This is a genomic window from Paenibacillus xanthanilyticus (genome assembly GCF_042682185.1).
Lineage (GTDB): Bacteria > Bacillota > Bacilli > Paenibacillales > Paenibacillaceae > Paenibacillus_Z > Paenibacillus_Z xanthanilyticus.
In genome coordinates this window covers 3,510,697-3,526,572 of record NZ_JBHUHA010000001.1, presented here as the reverse complement: position 1 = coordinate 3,526,572, position 15,876 = coordinate 3,510,697, and the positions used below count along the sequence as shown (strand labels likewise).

Annotated in this window: 17 protein-coding genes; 9 read left to right on the top strand and 8 right to left on the bottom strand. The window is 57.8% G+C overall.

Annotated features, from left to right (window positions below; all coding sequences use genetic code 11):
* The first annotated feature begins 122 nt into the window (after positions 1-122).
* Positions 123-611 (top strand): hypothetical protein, encoded by a 489-nt coding sequence (locus tag ACFSKT_RS15150; protein WP_377721815.1) that lies wholly within the window; start codon positions 123-125, stop codon positions 609-611.
* 140 nt (positions 612-751) lie between these two features.
* Here ACFSKT_RS15150 and ACFSKT_RS15145 read toward each other — a convergent pair whose 3' ends face one another.
* The 4 genes from ACFSKT_RS15145 to ACFSKT_RS15130 form a co-directional block, all read right to left on the bottom strand.
* The gene (locus ACFSKT_RS15145) at positions 752-2,152 is read right to left on the bottom strand and encodes a sugar porter family MFS transporter (RefSeq protein ID WP_377721991.1); all 1,401 of its coding nucleotides are present in this window, start codon (positions 2,150-2,152) and stop codon (positions 752-754) included.
* A gap of 261 nt (positions 2,153-2,413) precedes the next feature.
* Complete coding sequence (locus ACFSKT_RS15140) at positions 2,414-3,769, bottom strand: AraC family transcriptional regulator (protein WP_377721814.1); 1,356 nt, start codon at positions 3,767-3,769, stop codon at positions 2,414-2,416.
* 3 nt (positions 3,770-3,772) lie between these two features.
* Complete coding sequence (locus ACFSKT_RS15135; RefSeq protein WP_377721813.1) at positions 3,773-5,287, bottom strand: sensor histidine kinase; 1,515 nt, start codon at positions 5,285-5,287, stop codon at positions 3,773-3,775.
* Positions 5,288-5,291: 4 nt separating this feature from the next.
* Positions 5,292-6,281, bottom strand: coding sequence for a substrate-binding domain-containing protein (locus ACFSKT_RS15130; RefSeq protein ID WP_377721812.1), 990 nt, complete (start codon positions 6,279-6,281; stop codon positions 5,292-5,294).
* Between the two features lie 148 nt (positions 6,282-6,429).
* Between ACFSKT_RS15130 and ACFSKT_RS15125 the strand changes: the two genes are divergently transcribed.
* Positions 6,430-7,137 carry a DNA alkylation repair protein gene (locus ACFSKT_RS15125; RefSeq protein ID WP_377721811.1) on the top strand — a complete coding sequence of 236 codons (708 nt, stop codon included), beginning with the start codon at positions 6,430-6,432 and terminating at the stop codon, positions 7,135-7,137.
* A 39-nt stretch (positions 7,138-7,176) separates the two neighbouring features.
* Here the strand turns inward: ACFSKT_RS15125 and ACFSKT_RS15120 are convergent, their stop codons facing one another.
* Positions 7,177-7,650: a PilZ domain-containing protein gene (locus ACFSKT_RS15120; protein WP_377721810.1), complete on the bottom strand. Its 474-nt coding sequence runs from the start codon at positions 7,648-7,650 to the stop codon at positions 7,177-7,179.
* A 153-nt stretch (positions 7,651-7,803) separates the two neighbouring features.
* On the opposite strand from ACFSKT_RS15120, the gene ACFSKT_RS15115 reads away from it, so the two are divergent.
* The 3 genes from ACFSKT_RS15115 (at position 7,804) to ACFSKT_RS15105 (ending at position 9,819) form a co-directional block, all read left to right on the top strand.
* A complete protein-coding gene (locus ACFSKT_RS15115) occupies positions 7,804-8,187 on the top strand; it encodes a hypothetical protein (RefSeq protein WP_377721809.1) in 384 nt (127 codons plus the stop codon).
* Between the two features lie 339 nt (positions 8,188-8,526).
* Positions 8,527-9,297 carry a class I SAM-dependent methyltransferase gene (locus ACFSKT_RS15110; protein WP_377721808.1) on the top strand — a complete coding sequence of 257 codons (771 nt, stop codon included), beginning with the start codon at positions 8,527-8,529 and terminating at the stop codon, positions 9,295-9,297.
* A gap of 48 nt (positions 9,298-9,345) precedes the next feature.
* Complete coding sequence (locus tag ACFSKT_RS15105; protein WP_377721807.1) at positions 9,346-9,819, top strand: GNAT family N-acetyltransferase; 474 nt, start codon at positions 9,346-9,348, stop codon at positions 9,817-9,819.
* 98 nt (positions 9,820-9,917) lie between these two features.
* Here the strand turns inward: ACFSKT_RS15105 and ACFSKT_RS15100 are convergent, their stop codons facing one another.
* From ACFSKT_RS15100 to ACFSKT_RS15090, 3 genes are all read right to left on the bottom strand, one after another.
* Entirely contained in the window at positions 9,918-10,910 is a 993-nt protein-coding gene (locus tag ACFSKT_RS15100; protein ID WP_377721806.1) for a phosphotransferase enzyme family protein, read from the bottom strand.
* A 36-nt stretch (positions 10,911-10,946) separates the two neighbouring features.
* Positions 10,947-11,219, bottom strand: a complete 273-nt coding sequence (locus tag ACFSKT_RS15095) for a GyrI-like domain-containing protein (protein WP_465263323.1) — start codon at positions 11,217-11,219, stop codon at positions 10,947-10,949.
* Positions 11,220-11,399: 180 nt separating this feature from the next.
* Positions 11,400-12,485 carry an L-dopachrome tautomerase-related protein gene (locus ACFSKT_RS15090; RefSeq protein WP_377721990.1) on the bottom strand — a complete coding sequence of 362 codons (1,086 nt, stop codon included), beginning with the start codon at positions 12,483-12,485 and terminating at the stop codon, positions 11,400-11,402.
* Positions 12,486-12,614: 129 nt separating this feature from the next.
* Between ACFSKT_RS15090 and ACFSKT_RS15085 the strand changes: the two genes are divergently transcribed.
* The 4 genes from ACFSKT_RS15085 (at position 12,615) to ACFSKT_RS15070 (ending at position 15,756) form a co-directional block, all read left to right on the top strand.
* On the top strand, positions 12,615-13,163 hold the full coding sequence (locus tag ACFSKT_RS15085) for a CBO0543 family protein (protein WP_377721805.1): 549 nt from the start codon (positions 12,615-12,617) through the stop codon (positions 13,161-13,163).
* On the top strand, positions 13,160-13,678 hold the full coding sequence (locus ACFSKT_RS15080) for a CBO0543 family protein (protein ID WP_377721804.1): 519 nt from the start codon (positions 13,160-13,162) through the stop codon (positions 13,676-13,678). The genes ACFSKT_RS15085 and ACFSKT_RS15080 overlap by 4 nt, the downstream gene beginning before the upstream one ends.
* A 495-nt stretch (positions 13,679-14,173) precedes the next feature.
* Positions 14,174-14,695, top strand: coding sequence for a MarR family winged helix-turn-helix transcriptional regulator (locus ACFSKT_RS15075; protein ID WP_377721803.1), 522 nt, complete (start codon positions 14,174-14,176; stop codon positions 14,693-14,695).
* On the top strand, positions 14,692-15,756 hold the full coding sequence (locus ACFSKT_RS15070) for an ABC transporter substrate-binding protein (protein ID WP_377721802.1): 1,065 nt from the start codon (positions 14,692-14,694) through the stop codon (positions 15,754-15,756). The genes ACFSKT_RS15075 and ACFSKT_RS15070 overlap by 4 nt, the downstream gene beginning before the upstream one ends.
* The last annotated feature ends 120 nt before the right edge of the window (positions 15,757-15,876 follow it).

The window sequence follows — 15,876 nt, the reverse complement described above, 5'->3', positions numbered from 1 at the left end:
GCTTGCCGGGCCGGCTTTTTGGCGTCTAGAGTAAGAGAAGCGGGGCAGGGACAGCGAAAGTGTTATATTTCAGCTGCCCGTCTCGTATTACAGCCAATACCATCAACAAAGGGAGTCAAAATATGAAAACCGAAATGGGCGAACTAATTGTCGGCGCTTATCTGAAACAGATTGAGGAATGTGACTTCGTCGAATATAACGTACGAACGAGAGGGGGAGGGCTAAAAGGATTGAATGAGTTAGATGTGGTGGGTTTGAATTTTGTGACTAATACGGCTTATCTATGTGAAGTTACCACTCATTTGCTCGGAGCGTTGTACGTGGATAACAGGAGTACGGTTGAAAAGATAAAGACTAAACATGAGAACCAAAAGTATTACGCTTTGAATTATTTGACGAGTTTTCAGAATATACGGTACATGTTTTGGAGTCCATACGTCCCTGTCGGTTATATCACGAAGGGATTAGCAGAAGTGACTGATTTGGAATTGATTATCAACAAGGAGTATACGAACAGAATTAACGAAATGAGGCTGCTTGCAAAGAAAACAACAAATGATACCGGGAATGACTTCTTTAGGGCCTTACAGATTCTTGAGCATCTAAAGTAATTCAAAGCTAAGGACAAGCAACTCCAAGCGCGAGTCGCTAAGTGGGGGGGACCAGGATAGACGAAGAACAGCCAGCTAGCAACGGCTTTGAAACGCCAAAAAGGCTTGAGACCGGCACCATGCCGATCTCAAGCCTTCTTTTATTTCTTCGCCCACAGCGATTCGATCTCTTCCAGCGACCGTCCCTTGGTCTCCGGCACGACGCGCCACGTGAACAGCACCGTGAACAGCGACATGAAGCCGAACACCCAGAAGGTCGAGGCCGCACCGAACGAGTCCAGCATCGGGGGGAACGATTGCGACACGACGTAGTCGGCCGCCCACAGCGCCATGGAGGCGATGGCCGTCGCCCGTCCGCGGATGCGGTTCGGGAAGATTTCCGACAGCATGACCCAGACGACGGGGCCGAGCGACACCGCGAACGACGCGACATACAGCAGGATGAAGATGAGCACGAGCGGACCCGACGTATGGCCCGTATGGAACGCGAGGCCGATGGCGGCGAGACAGACGGTCATGGACGCGGAGCCGACGAGCAAGAGCGCCTTCCGGCCGACTCTGTCGATGAGCCACAGCGACAGGATCGTGAACAGGAAGTTGATCAAGCCGACGAGGATCGTCTGGTAGAGCGATGCGTTCGTGCCGGCCCCCGTCTCCTTGAAAATCTCCGGCGCGTAGTACATGACCGCGTTAATGCCGGTTACCTGCTGCAGCACCGCGATCACGACGCCGACGATGAGCGCCAGGCGCAGGCCGGGGCTGAACAGCTGGCGCAGCGAAGAATTCTCTTCCTTGAACGACGCCTTGATGTCGAGCACTTCTTGGCGCGCGCCTTCCTCGCCGTGAATGCGAACCAGAATCGGCAGCGACTCGGCCGCGCGGCCTTGCTTGATGAGCCAGCGCGGGCTCTCCGGCACGAAGAACAGCAGCACGAGGAACAGCAGGCCGGGAATCGCGCCGACGCCGAACATCCAGCGCCAGCCGTTCTCGATATCCCAGGCGTGATCGCCGTAGCCGGCAATCGCGGAGTTGATGAAGTAAGTGATGAAAATGCCGGTCACCGTCGCCAGCTGGTTCAGCGCGACCAGGCGGCCGCGGTACTTGGCCGGCGCGATCTCCGCGTTGTAGAGCGGGCACAGCGTCGAGGTGAACCCGATGCCGATGCCGCCGATCATGCGGGCGATGATGTAGCCGGTGAAGGTGGTCGGGAACGCCGAGCCGACCGAGCCGATGACGAACAGCACGGCGGCGGCGATCAGCACCTTTTTGCGTCCGAACTTGTCGCTCGCGACGCCGGACATCGCGGCGCCGATGACGCAGCCGACGATGAGGCAGGACACCGCCCAGCCGACTTGCACTTGGCTAAGCGCGAATTTCTCTTCCATGAATCCGATGGCGCCCGACACGACCGCCGTGTCGAAGCCGAACAGTAAGCCGCCGAGCGCGGCGACGATCGAAACAAGCGTGACGAATTTCATGCTAACCCGCTCCGTAGCGGGGGATGGAATAGCTGCTTCCACAGTTAAGACTCCTCTCGAAATAAGCTGGCTCGGCCATTATAGCACGCGGTCACGCGGCGGAATCAGCGCATATACAGCACGATTGCGAGCAGTTGCCGCAATAATTTGAGGCCGCCGGATCAGCAATTCGAAAGGGAGGGCGGGAGTAGCATTTTATTGAGGAGAAGAGAGGAAATCGTGCTAGCGGAGAGAGGGACAAATGCCGAAACCCCGGCGCGCAGGGCATCCGGGGAAGGCATTCGGGACGTTCCCCGATATGTACAACGCGCTTGCAAGAGGAAGCTATTCTTCGGTAACGTCGCGAAGCCCGCTCCGGTACTCCGTCGGCGTCACGCCGGTTACCTTCTTGAACACGCGGCTGAAGTAGTTCGGGTCGCGGTAGCCGGCCTCGAAGCAGACTTCCTTCAAGCTGAGGCGTTCATCCGCGATGAGCGCCTTCGCGCGCTCGATGCGCAGGCCGGTCACGTAATCGATGAACGTCTCGCCGACGCCCTGCTTGAACACTTTGCTGAAGTAGTGGGGATTCAGGTGCACGTAATCGGCGACTTCCTCAAGCGACAGCTCCTCGGTAAAATGCTCCCCGATATACCGCTTGGCTTTGTCGAGCACGGTAAGCGTCTGATGCTCGCGCTCCTCGCGGATATGCTGCAGCGCGTTCAGGACGTAGGCGCCGCCAGTCTCGCCTGAGCCGACGAAGCCCGTGAAATCGCCCATCTGAAGCTCGGCTTTGCCTTCGCGGAGCTCGTCGAAGAGGCAGATGCCCGGATCGTCCGCACAGCAGGTCGAGGCGAAGACGGCTTCGAAATACGACTGGCGCAGCCCGCTCTCGCCCGCTTGCCGGGAGCCGATGCCGACGGTGACCGGGCTGCCGGTCTGGCGCCGCGCCAGCTCGGCGATCTGCTCGGCGAAGCGCTTGGCCGCCGCGTACCCGCTAGAGGCGGGGCCCGCTTGCTCCCGCAAGAAGATGGCCATATGACGGTCGATCGCGGAGCTGACGAGGCACGGCTGGCCGCCGCTCTTGGCGAAGCCGCGGATCGTATCGTACAGCTTGCGGGTGACGAACGAATCGCTTCCCTCCGGCAGGGCGACGACGAACGCGCGGCTGGCGTCCAGCGGGAAGTCGATCCATTCCGCCAACCGTGCCGCCCCGATGCCATGCACGTGGTCGACCATGAGCATAAGGGCGAGCTCGTTCTCGGCCAGCGGCAGCAGCTCGGCCACCTGCTGGCGCAGGCGCAGCTCGCCGGCGCGCCGCAGACGGTCCTGCTCGAGCTCCGCGAGCAGCTGCCGCAGCAGGGCGACGATCTGCTCCCGCCCGGCGGGCTTGACGATGTATTCTTTGACGCCCAAGGTGAGCGCTTCTTTCGCGTAGGCGAAATAGTCGTAGGCGGTGACGAGCACGAGCTTCGCCTCCGGGAGCCGCGCGCGGATGTCGCGCAGCGCGGCGAGGCCGTCGATCCCGGGCATATTGACGTCCATGAAGACGATATGCGGGCGCCGCTCCTCGGCCAGCTCGATGGCCGCCCGGCCGTTCTCCGCGTGGATGATCTCGATCGTATCCGGCAGCATCCGGCCGATGATCAGCTCCAATCCTTCGCGCTCGAGCGCCTCGTCGTCGGCGATTAATAAACGGTACATCGGTTACTCCTTCCCGCGCGCGGGTATGCGCAGCGTAATTTTCGTGCCATGAGTTGGCTCGCTGTCGATCTCGACGAGTCCCGCTTCCCCGTAGAAGAGCCGCAGCCGCCGGAACACGTTGCGCGTCCCGAGACCGGTAGAGGCGGTAGTGCCCACTGCGGAGCGGGTCCCGTCGACCAGCCCAATTCCGCCGCTGCCGGATAACGCCTCGTCAACCGAGCGCTCATGATCTTCGCCGCCGCGCTCACCGCCGACCGCTTGCAGCAGCGTCTCCCGCACCTCCGGCGCCATGCCGCGCCCGTTGTCCGAGACGGTTATCCGCGCGCCGCCATCGTCCGCCGCGCGGATATGCAGAGCGATCGCCGCTCCGCGTTCCATTCCGTCGATGCCATGCATGAACGCGTTCTCCAGCAGCGGCTGCAGCGTCAGCGCGGGAATGGCCAGGTCGAGCGCCGCCTCGTCCGCCTTCACCTCGAACCGCACGCGGTCGCGGAAGCGGGCTTGTTGGATGACGATATATTCGCGCACGTGCGCCAGCTCGTCGCGGATGCGCACGGGCTGCTCAAGGCTGCGCAGGTTGTAGCGGAGCATGCTGGACATCGAGACGATCAGATCGCTCGTCCGGTCCGCGCCTTCCATGAGCGCCAGCTTGGACAGGACGTTGAGCGTGTTGAACAGGAAATGGGGATTGATCTGGCTTTGCAGCGCGGCCAGCTCGAGCTCCTTCACGAGCCGGTCCTTCTCGGCCGCTTCCTTCTCGATGCGGGACGAGCGCTCGAGCGCGCCGAGCATCCGGCCGAACGCGTCCGTGAGCTTGCCCATCTCGTCGCGCGCGTCGGCGGGCGGCGGCGGAGCATCCGCCGCGCCGCGCGCCGTGATGCGTCCGGCCCAGTCGACGAGCCGGTCGACCGGCCGCGAGATGCTGCGGGAAATCCAGAGCGCGAGCGTGATGCCGAGCAGCGCATGAACGGCGAATACGGTCTGGCCGAGCCGGTTCATCCGTGCGCTCTGGCGCTGGGCTTCCGTATAGAGCGGTTCGTAAGCGGCCAGCTCCAGATCGACGAGCTCCGCGCCGGCTTCGCGAATGAAGCCGGCCGTCTCTTCGGCCGCCTCGTAGCGGCTCAAGCTGATCGCGCCGCCGGCCGCCTCGTCCGTCAGCGCGGCCGAGGTTTGCTCGGTCAGCGTGGCGAGCAAGCGCCCGTAAGCGATGAACGCCGCTTCATTGCCGAACGGTTCGGAGGCCGAGGCCGCAAGTCCGTCCGCCGCGCGCGAAGCGGCGGCTTCCGCTTGGCGCAGCGCATCCCGCGCGGCGGGGGCCGGATCGGCGAGATACCGGTACATCGCGGTTAGCTGCGCCTCGGCGGCTTCGGCGCAGCGCCGGATGCCGAGCACCCGGTCCAGCAGGATCCGGTAGCTGTCCTGCACGACGTGGGCGCTCTCGAACAGCAGGAAGGCGACGGTGTTGGCGAGCAGCACGAGCAGCGGGATAAAGAGCAGCAGTTTCTTCCGGATGCTCATAGGCTTACCGTGCCTCCGGCAAGCTGTCGACGTTCAGCGAATCGAGCATGAACACCTTCGTAAAATGCTCGCCGCCGATGTCTTCCCCGGCCCAATGCCGCCGCAGCAGCTCGATCGCCTGCGCGCCCATTTCCCGTGGCAGCTGCACGACGGAAGCCGCGATCCGTCCGTCCGCGATGCCCGCCCGCGTCGCCGCCAGGTCGTCGAAGGCGAGCAGCAGCGCATCCGTTCGTCCCAGACGCTGCGCGGCCGCTATCATGCCTTCGCCGTCCAGCGCGCTGAAGCCGACGAGCACGTCGAGCTTCTCTCCGGCCGCCAGCATACGCTCCGCTTCCCGCTGGGCTTGAAGCCGGGAGATGGCGGTCGCGCGTACCGCTTGCACGGACAGGCCGGGATAGCCGCCGATCGCCTTGCGCAAGCCCGAGAGGCGCAGCTGCTGGTTCGCCGCCTTCTCGCTGCCGATTAGCACGCCGATTCGCCCTTGGCCGCCGGTCCGCTGCGCGATGAGCTCGCCCATCAGTACGCCGGCCGCCTGATTATCCGTGCCGACGTAAGCGAGGCGCTTGCTTCCCGGCTCGTCCGTATCCAGCACGAGCACGGGGATATCTTGCGCAGCGGCTTCGTCGATAAGTTGGCGGTAATCCGCCTGGCCGCCGAGTCCTTGCAGCACGATCGCGTCGTACTTAGAGGCGATCGCTTTCTTCAGCAGCCGGATTTGCTCGGAAGGGTCGATGCGCGCCGGCCCCATATAGACGAGAGCAGCGCCGGCTGTCTCGGCAGCCTCCCGGGCGCCTTCCTCGATCGAACGCCAGAACGGGTTGTCCCGCTCTTGGGCGATCAGGGCAATTTGCTTGCGAACCGCTGTCGTCCCGCTCGCGCCGCCGCTCGGGAACAAGTCGCCGATGGCGGAGGAGGCGCGAATGAACTGCAGCAGCAGCGCGGCCAGCAGCAGAAACAGCAGCAGAATGCCCGCATTCCAAATTCGGTTCGCCACCCGGATTCATCTCCTTTGTTCCGCTATAATCGCGAATTGTCTAGATGCCATTATACCGAATCGACGCGGCTTGCCCAACTTCCGGGCATGTCCGCCTTCATTTCCCTGATTATGGTATAATGCGAGAAAAAGCCGAAGGGGATCAACGATGACCTACGAAGAAGTCATGGCACAGTTAGAAGCGATGGGCACGGAGCAGACGAAACGCACCTTTCTCCGCCATGGGGCGAAGGAGCCGTTCTTCGGCGTTCGGATCGGGGACATGAAGAAGCTGGTGAAGACGGTGAAGAAGGATCAGCCGCTGGCGCGCGCGCTGTACGAATCGGGCAACAGCGACGCGATGTATTTGGCGGGGCTGACGGTCAATCCGCGAGAGCTCGACAAGGAGACGCTCCGGAAGTGGGTGCGAAAGGCGTATTGGCACATGCTCGCGGAGTATACCGTCGCATGGCTGGCCGCCGAGAGTCCGCACGGACATGAGCTGGCGATCGAATGGATCGAAGACCCGGAGGAGCTGATCGCCGTCTGCGGCTGGAGCACCTATGCCAACTGGTTGTCGCTGAAGCCCGACGAGGAGCTGAATCTGGAGGAGATCGGCCGACTGCTGGCGCGGATCGAGGCGACCGTTCATGGCGAGCGCAACTATGTCCGGTACGTGATGAACGGGTTCGTTATCGCCGTGGGCGTATACGTCCTGCCGCTGCAGGCGGAAGCCAGGCGCGTGGCCGAAGCGATCGGGGCGGTCTCGGTCAACATGGGGGATACGGCGTGCAAAGTTCCCTTGGCTTATGCGTACATTGATAAGGTCGAAGCGATGGGGAAGAGCGGACGCAAGAAGAAGACGTGCATTTGTTAAAGCGAGTTCAATCAACTGCAAAAAAAGAGAACAACCTTATCAGACCTCCGGTACCGGTCCGTAGATAAGCTTGTTCTTCATGTCTTCGTTATAAAACTCGTCCAAATCGTCATCCGAGCAAAAGCTGCAGCTGCCGAGCACGTTCTGCGCGCGAAGCCGGGTGGACAGCATGTTGAGGTAAGCCATCAGCTGCCGTTCCTTGTTGACGTCCAGATAGAACTGGATGCCGTACTCGAAAAGCGCATCGTCCAGCTTCGTCTTGCGCGTAATGGCCCCGATGACTTTGACCGGTTCGTTGAACAGCTGGAACGTAAATTCGAGCACCAGATTGACGTGAATGGGCAAGTCGAGCTTGGAGTGCATTCGAATCCCGCCGGCGCTGATATCTTTAATGGCGATTCGGGAGTGTTTGGTATCCGTCTTCGTCCCGCTGACGGATATAATTTTGAGCAGCGCCGACAGCGGAATTTTGAGATCGACTCGGAAGAAAGCCCGTTTGTTGAAGGGTTGCATGCGCATCAGCCTCAAGATCGAAATATACAGCAATTCATTATACACCAAAAGTCCTACTTTAACAGGGTGATCAAAGCAGGAATTTTTATCCCGTGGATTTCGATATGATCACGGTTTCGAACGTAAGTCATTCGCATGCGGGGAGGTTGAGCCATGACGCATCGAGCGGACGACGGGCGGTCCGTCGCGCTGTATCCGGCGAGAGCCAAGACAGGAGGACTCACGCTGGCCGCCGCTTTCTTCGTGGTGACGGGAGGTTTCATGATCGCAAGCGACGAGGTGTTTATCAGGCTGGTCGGCTTCGTAAGCGCGTTCTTTTTCGCCGGCTGTTTCCTATACCTCGCGTATCGGACGTTCAAACGCAAGCCCTCCCTCCCCCTTCCCCCTCCGCTGAGGGGAACCAAAGGGCTTCGCTCTCTGGACTCCCTTTTCGTGCTGGCGAGTTGGGTCGCGGTTGGCGGGGCGGTTAGAGATTGGCACGCTTTTGTCCTAGCGGACAAAGCTTCATTGGGTGTAGAAGTCCGTCCTAAGACATAAGCCTATCAACTATCGGCCACAAGTGGTTTCAGTGGACGTTTTTTCCTTAACCTGACAGCATTGACCCTCGATGACGAGGGGCTGACCGACAAGCGTTGGCTTCCGCATGCGGAGCCCGAGCTGCCGGATGAAGAGAATGAGGAAGAAGGGCTGGACGACGAGGACGAGCGGCCGTCCTAGAAGGAGAGGCGAGCGCACTTGAAAGCGGTGAGGAAACTCGGTAACGGCCCGGCGCAGCGAGAACGAAGCTGATAACAGATGCGGCCGGGCTTGAAAGGAATGTGTTATCAGTCGACTGCGCCAGCTCCCGGCCACCGAACCATATGTGGAGGGATTGGAATGAAGGAAGGGCAGTTGAAAGCCTATTGGGAAGCCGAGGAGAAAGCCGGCTTTCAAGGATGGGACTTTGGTTATATCCAGCATCGCGTGAAGGAGCAGCCGCTTCCGTGGGATTATCGCGCTCTCGTGGAGGCGAGCTTTAGTGAGAAGACGACGCTGCTCGACATGGGCACCGGAGGCGGGGAGTTTCTCCGTTCTCTGCATCCGCCGGCCGGGCGCACCTATGCGACGGAAGCGTATCCGCCGAACGTGGAGCTGTGCAGGCGGACGCTGCCCGCTTATGGCATCGAAGTGAGACAGGTGTTCGAGGACGACAAGCTGCCCTTCGAAGCGGGCATGTTTGATCTGGTCATTAACCGGCACGAGTCGTTCTCGCCCGAGGAGGTGTTCCGGGTGCTGAAGCCGGGCGGGCGATTCATCACGCAGCAGGTCGGCGGGCGGAATAACCGCGAGTTGGCGCAGACGCTGCTCGGCGCGGACGTCGGCTTGACCGCCCCGTGCTTCGACATGGCATCGGCGGCGCAATCGCTGGGATCGGCAGGCTTCGCGGTCGAACAAGCGGAGGAATGCTTCCCTGTACTGACGTTCCTCGACGTCGGGGCGCTCGTCTATTTCGCGCGCGTCATCGCGTGGGAATTCCCCGGCTTCTCGGTGGATCGCTGCTTCGACGCCCTGCGGCGGCTGCATGAGGAAGCGGGGCACTGCGGGGGGATCGCGACGATGGAGCACCGTTTCCTACTGATCGCGGTGAAGCCGGATGGGACGCGTTGACCCGGGCGAGCGCGCTGTTGCATGAAGGAACGATTTGGAGGAAGTACGATGCGGATAAGAACGATCGAGCCGGAAGAGATCGGCGTCATTCGCGAGAGGGCCGCCCGCTGGTGGGGCGGCAGCTACGACAGCGATATGTTCAGTAAGTGGTACGTTCATCATTTTCGCGATACGTGCCTGGCGGCGGAGATCGGAGGAGAGTTGGCGGGATTCGTGATGGGCTTCTGCTCACAGACGGAACCGGATTCCGCGTATATCCGGATCGTCATGGTCAGCCCGGAGCATCGGGGAGGCGGCGTCGGCCGCGCGTTGTACGAGGCATTCTTCGAGCGGGTCACGGCCAGAGGAAGAAGCGTGGTTCGCTGCGTCACGGCGCCGCATAAGGCGAATTCGCTCGCTTTTCACGCCAAGCTTGGGTTCCGGATGGAGCCCCAAGCGGAGGAGCGGGACGGGCTGCCCGTCGCCGTCGATTACGACGGTCGCGGCGGCGAGCGGGTCGTGCTCGTGAAGCGGCTCGCGTAGGGCGAAGGCGCTGATTGTTGCGGGCGTATAGGAATGGGAGCAGGGAAGGCCGCCGATTTGGCGGCCTTTTCGCATGCTAGATTGTGCCGCTTGGGATTTCACTCCCAGAACGGTGCCCCTGTAAACAAAAACGTCTCTCCGTTCGCATACCGGCCAAACTCCCGAGAAGCAGACTTCCGCACATCGTTCGGCAGCCATTCGTTCGCCCCAGGCAGAGCGATCGCGTTCCTCATCACGATCAGTCGCAAGGCAATGAATAAGCCTTCCAGTCGAGCTTCATAATCATTCGGCAGCGGGAAGCGCTCTCCATACCAATCGATATACCGTTGTCGGCCGTGAGGGTGAATGTAGAAGAAGCTGATGGCCAAGTCCGTGAGGTAGAAACCGAATCCGCACGCGCCGAAGTCGATCGGATGGGCAGCCCCGTCTATGAACACGATATTGGGCGGAACGAGATCGCCGTGCAACATGCCCCAGGTCATCCTATCTTTCGGGAGGGCGTCGAGCAGGGACATGGCTCTTTCACCAGCTGTTTCAAGGATTTGGACATGCGATGCGTCTAGGAATCCCTCCCTGCTCTGCTCCTTGAGCAAGTCGAGTGCCGACTGGATGCGTGCACGATTAATCGTAGGGCGGGCGAACGAAGAAGGGGGCTGCCAGTTGCTGGCCTGCCGGTGCAAAGCCGCCGTCATTTCAGCGGCGGATTTCAATTCGTGCTGATTCGTAAAATAGGGCTTCTGCTCGCCATCCACCCAGCTGAGCAGCGTACAATACCGATGGTCCACCTGCGTAACATACGCTCCCTCCCGATTACGCTTCGGCTCGGGGAGGATGAGGCTAGTATCGCGATTAAGCGCATCCAGCCAGACCAATTCGGAATTCAGCATATCTGGGCTCGTCCACATCTTCTCGAGCGTGCTGCTGCTAGATTCATGAAGACGCAGGCTGTATAGGTTCCCTTGCGCATCTTCGATTTTGAAAACCGCGGCACCGCTTTGCGCTATTGGAGCTGCGGATACCACGTCGAGATCATATTGTGCAAGCGCATGCCGCGCGATGATGGCATTTTCCGCTCTGTGCACGATTGTCATAACAAACCGCTCCCAACATCAAGGAAATGAAGGGCACTACGCCCGGGACTCCGATTTTTTCACGACAGGAACCCAAACTTCCATCTCGTACATGCCGCCGCCTCGATCATAGGCCATTTCAAATTCAGGACCGCCCGCGAAATCATAATCGCAGGTCGGAAACCATTCCCCCCAAATCCGTCGCCATAGACGGTGAATATCGTTTGGTCCGTCGGGGTTTACGCCGGTAGAGAATGCTCCGCAATGTAAATCCACACACACCTTCAACCCAGCGATAGATAATAGCCTTATTTTACCATTAAACTCCAGATTTTGGGGCGTAAAGAATACTTATAATGAAGCTGATCGGCCCGTTACTTCAATGGAACAGGGAGCATCGCCGTGGCGGCCTGCTCCCTGTTCTGGTTCTGGTTAAGCTATAGTTCTCCGATCGTTTAATCGAATCGTGCGTTCGGCAGCGACTCACAGAAGCTGGTCATTAAATAGTTATTAAAAGGTAGGAGCAGGCGGTTCGTTTATTTTCATACGGAGTAAACTATAAGGCTTCACCCGCAGGTCGTTACCATAATGGAATCTTGCCTGCCGATGTAATTGGTTCACGATGAAATATAAGTATTGATCTGGACCAATAGAAAAAGTATCCGGCCATAAGAGTCTCGGATCATGCGCGACGGTTTCCATGATTCCATTCGGCAATATCTTTCGAATACTATTATTTTCATAGTCTCCGGCGTAAACGGTTCCTTTTGCATCGGTGATCATTCCATCTGATGCGCCTTTTTCTCCCCAATACTTCACGTGATCTTGTAAATTCATATCCGGTATCGTTCGGTCTCTTAGGGCTTCCGTTGAAATCGAGTATAGTTGGCGGCTGGAGAGCGGACAAAAATACAACGTCTTGCCGTCCGGGGAAATCGCTATACCATCGGATGCCAATCTAAAGGGTGAAGTAGATCCGTCTTTGTTTCGATTCATCAGGATTTTACCTTCAACTTTCGGTAAGAAATAGGGGTCGGGCGAAGTTGAATGGGCTCCGTTTAACCTTCTCCAGGCATAGCCCGTTTCTAAATCAACGACAATAATGGCTCCAGGTCCTCGTGAAGACGAATCCGTTATATAAGCATAACCTGCTTTACCAACACGAAAATCAAATCGGACATCATTCAGATAAGTGGTCGGCAGGACAACATCATCCGTGAATGTATATACCCTTCTTATGGTATTTGATTTTAAATCTACAGCGACTAACTTCGCCCCCCCTTTGATGGGTTCGGAGAAATTAGGAGCCCCCGTATCCAATACCCAAAGCGTACCCTTTCCATCAGCAACGATACTTTGGACACTAATGAAGGACGTTGCGATATTCGATGGGTTTACCACATTGGATTCCATACTTGGATAAGGCTGTAATGTATCGTGAACGATTTCAGCCACCGTGAATTTAACGTCGTCTCCCCATTTCGGAAAGCAAATGAAGATGCGCCCGGTTTCGGAAACGGCTACGCCTGTAGGCATGGCCCCATAAAATAGAAAAACCGCCTCAAACTTACCAAAATACGTTTCGCTGGGTAACATCATTTATATAAAATCCTCCTCAACAGGTTCGAACTGCTGTCACTTATTTATATGACTGCATGTGGTGTCTATAACGACAACGAGTAAACGGTGTTGTGTTTTCGCCTAAGTGCACCGCCCGCGAGACGTATGAATAATAAGAAGTACACCTACATAGGAGCCTCCTTCCTTGTACAAGCTATGGCCATGGACATGGAACGAAATTTATTGCTGCTAGTCTGGTTTGTGTGTATAACCACCATCTATTTTCTTGTTCCAAGAGCAAAAGCGCATAAATTTGTGTTGTGCTTTCTTGTGTGTCAGGCTGTTGGATGGGGAGTAGAAGTGGTACTCGTTCAATTTGATTTGGTGGTCTACCCGTTACGTGAATTTCCCAAAGCTTCGGATTTGAATATCACGTCCAAAGTGGTGTGGACGCCTGTGGCGAGCGGTCTGTATTACATCTATAGACCTCGTGCGAATAAATGGACAACGTGTTTTTACTTTGCTGTCTGGATTTCACTGCTCACCTTAATCGACGGGATGCTAGCCGCAAAAACCGAATTGGTGGATTACGTTCATTTTCACTGGAGTCTGATGGCGATCGTGTTATCGATCATATTCCTATCCGTCCACGTTCTAGTGAGCCGGTTCTTTAGAGACCGCACAGTTTTCAGGAAGGAAGCGAGCGAGGGATGAGTTTGCTGCTGCAATACGGCATTATCGTTTCTGCGTGGATCATTTCATTATTGCTGATTCTCGTCATCCCGCGGCAGAAACGTCGATTGGCGATGGTCGCTTTTCTGTTCAAACAGTATATGACGTGTATTTTCGGTCATGCCGTGGTCGAACTCCAACTTCTCGCCTATCCCGTAAGGGAGCTTGCCGACGTTAGCCGGACGAGCTTCACCTACGAATATATGGCCTATCCGATGACATGCGCGGTGTTTAACGTGTTTTATCCGTCCCATCGGGGGCGCTGGATTCAATTTGGTTATTATGTATTATTCACTACGGTACTTACGGTGGTCGAGGTGCTTATCGAACAATATACCGATCTGATTCGGTATATTCGTTGGAACTGGTTTTGGTCGTGGGCTACGATTTTCCTCACCTTCCTGATGACTCGAGCGTTCTGCGTGATCTACTTCGGGACCCTGACTCGCGCGGAAACGGCAAAACAACAGAACGCGGCCAGTACGACCCGTTCTTAAATGCGGGGCGATGCCAATGCCCCCTAGGAAGCAGAAGAAGTTGGGGTCTGCCGGGCCGTCTCCAACGCTTGCGGATTTGACGCTGCATTAGATTCACTTATCGAACTTAGCGCCTGATTTAACCCCGTTTGCGCCTCAAATCATGAACAAACGTTCCTTCGTTTGTTTGCTTCTGATTGTCATCGCCACGTACTCTGTGAATCTCTTTCTCGCGTCAAACCTTCTCTATTGGTATTCGTCTTTTTTTCTTTGGACTGCAGCCGTATGTGACCGATGAGATCTATTTTTAAATACCTACTTTACAGGTTGGAATTATTGTGATAATTTATCTTCATACAAAATATCTTTCCAAAAAGAGAATAGGCCTACTGGATAACCAATGGCTTCTGACGAATCGAAGAGCTCCGCCCCGACGCATCTACCATGCGAGGGCCGCGGACGCCGCTTCGGTGCGGTCGGGAGCTTTTTTGTTTTGTCTAAGCCGGGGGAGGAACGATGACGGAACGAGACATGCTGCTGCACGAGCTGGATGACGCCTTTCGCAAAATGATTCGCAAGTTCGTGGCCGAGCGGGACAAAGTGCTGATCCATGGCGAGGTTTCCTTGCCGATGATCGTCGTGCTGGGGAAACTCCTGCGGGACGGTCCGCAGAAGGCCGGGGAACTGGCCGCGGAGACGGATTTCTCGTCCGGGGCGACGACGCAGCTGTGCAATCGCCTCGTGCAGGGCGGCTACATTTACCGGACGCGGCCCGAGGACGACCGCCGCACGGTGCTGCTGCACATCACGGAGAAGGGGCGGGCGTTCATGAAGTGGCTGCATGAGCAGGAGGCCCATGACCGCTTCAGCTTGTTCGACGGCTTCGAGGAAGCGGAGCTGCGCGACCTGCTGGCTTACTCCCGGCGAATCGTGGACAATATGCGGCCGTTCTTCGACAGCTTGCATGGGCTGACCGAGCTGCTAGATAGGCAAGCGGACCGCGACTTAAATTCATTGACAGGGGACATGAGAAAATGAGAGAAGCGAACAACAAACGCAAACGATTCGGATTCCGCGCGGCGGGGGTGCTGCTGCTGGCGCTGGCGACAGGGCTGGTCGCGGGCTGCGGCAATACGGGCGGGAACGCGGGCAGCGAGCCGGCGAGCGCCAATGCGGGAGCATCGGGCGAACCGGTCAAGGTGCGCCTCGCGCTGGACACGGTCGCGACGGGCTCGCTGCAGTTCCGCACGGCGCAGGCGCAAGGATATTTCGAGAAATACGGCATCGACGCGGAGGTATCCAACTTCGCCTACGGCATCGACACGATCAACGCGATGCTCGTCGAGCGCGCCGATACCGGCTCTGCGGCGGACTACGCGTTGCTGAATTCGCTGTCCAAGGGCGATTTCAAGATCGTCAGCACGCTCAGCCGCGAGACGGAACAATCCGCCGCCTCGTCGATCGTCATCGCCAAGGGCGACGACATCCAGAGCGCGAAGGATCTGGAGGGCAAGCGCCTTGGCGTCGCGAAGGGCACGGTGTACGAGTACATTTGGTCCAAATATCTCGAGGCCGCCGGCATCGACGAGAGCAAGGTGAAATACGTGCCGTACAGCACGCCGGACGAAGGGCTCGTCGGCATGCAGAAGGGGCAGATCGACGCGGTCATCGCGGCGAGCATCTTCATCGACAAGTTCCTCGGCCTCGAGGGCGCGCACAAAATCGGCGACCTGTCCGACGCGAACGCGAGCATCTCGTCCTACTTCGTGGTCCAAACCAAATTCGTCGAGGAGCATCCGGAGGCGGTCGCGAACATCCTGCGGGCGGTGAACGATGCCATCGCCTACATCAAGGACCATAAAGAAGAGACCGCCCAGCTGGCGTTCGACGAAGTGAAGCTGCCGAAGGAAGGCGTGCTGAAGGACCTCGAGCAGCTGACCTACACGGTCGGCTTCTCGCAGGAGGATTTCGACCACCTGATCGAGATGAAGCAGTTCATTCAGGACAAAGGCATCCTGAAGGTCGATTACGACCTGAAAGAGAAGCTGGCGCTCGAGCCGTTGAAGCAGGCGTTCCCGGAGCTTGTTACTTATAAATAAAAAAACGGGCTATAGGACTTGAACATTTTGATCCGACAAAAGGCGGAGCAAGAGAGATGAATCTGGAGAAACGTCAGTGTTCGCCTTTGTTCACGGATAACTACCTACTACAATTCCATC

Excerpts from the sequence above, each read along its gene's own strand:
- ACFSKT_RS15080 (WP_377721804.1), top strand. The coding sequence starts at position 13,160 with ATGAGTTTGCTGCTGCAATACGGCATTATCGTTTCTGCGTGGATCATT.
- ACFSKT_RS15070 (WP_377721802.1), top strand. The coding sequence starts at position 14,692 with ATGAGAGAAGCGAACAACAAACGCAAACGATTCGGATTCCGCGCGGCG.
- ACFSKT_RS15105 (WP_377721807.1), top strand. The coding sequence starts at position 9,346 with ATGCGGATAAGAACGATCGAGCCGGAAGAGATCGGCGTCATTCGCGAG.
- ACFSKT_RS15100 (WP_377721806.1), bottom strand. The coding sequence starts at position 10,910 with ATGACAATCGTGCACAGAGCGGAAAATGCCATCATCGCGCGGCATGCG.
- ACFSKT_RS15120 (WP_377721810.1), bottom strand. The coding sequence starts at position 7,650 with ATGCAACCCTTCAACAAACGGGCTTTCTTCCGAGTCGATCTCAAAATT.
- ACFSKT_RS15085 (WP_377721805.1), top strand. The coding sequence starts at position 12,615 with ATGAATAATAAGAAGTACACCTACATAGGAGCCTCCTTCCTTGTACAA.
- ACFSKT_RS15090 (WP_377721990.1), bottom strand. The coding sequence starts at position 12,485 with ATGTTACCCAGCGAAACGTATTTTGGTAAGTTTGAGGCGGTTTTTCTA.
- ACFSKT_RS15150 (WP_377721815.1), top strand. The coding sequence starts at position 123 with ATGAAAACCGAAATGGGCGAACTAATTGTCGGCGCTTATCTGAAACAG.
- ACFSKT_RS15115 (WP_377721809.1), top strand. The coding sequence starts at position 7,804 with ATGACGCATCGAGCGGACGACGGGCGGTCCGTCGCGCTGTATCCGGCG.
- ACFSKT_RS15125 (WP_377721811.1), top strand. The coding sequence starts at position 6,430 with ATGACCTACGAAGAAGTCATGGCACAGTTAGAAGCGATGGGCACGGAG.
- ACFSKT_RS15135 (WP_377721813.1), bottom strand. The coding sequence starts at position 5,287 with ATGAGCATCCGGAAGAAACTGCTGCTCTTTATCCCGCTGCTCGTGCTG.
- ACFSKT_RS15110 (WP_377721808.1), top strand. The coding sequence starts at position 8,527 with ATGAAGGAAGGGCAGTTGAAAGCCTATTGGGAAGCCGAGGAGAAAGCC.
- ACFSKT_RS15075 (WP_377721803.1), top strand. The coding sequence starts at position 14,174 with ATGACGGAACGAGACATGCTGCTGCACGAGCTGGATGACGCCTTTCGC.
- ACFSKT_RS15140 (WP_377721814.1), bottom strand. The coding sequence starts at position 3,769 with ATGTACCGTTTATTAATCGCCGACGACGAGGCGCTCGAGCGCGAAGGA.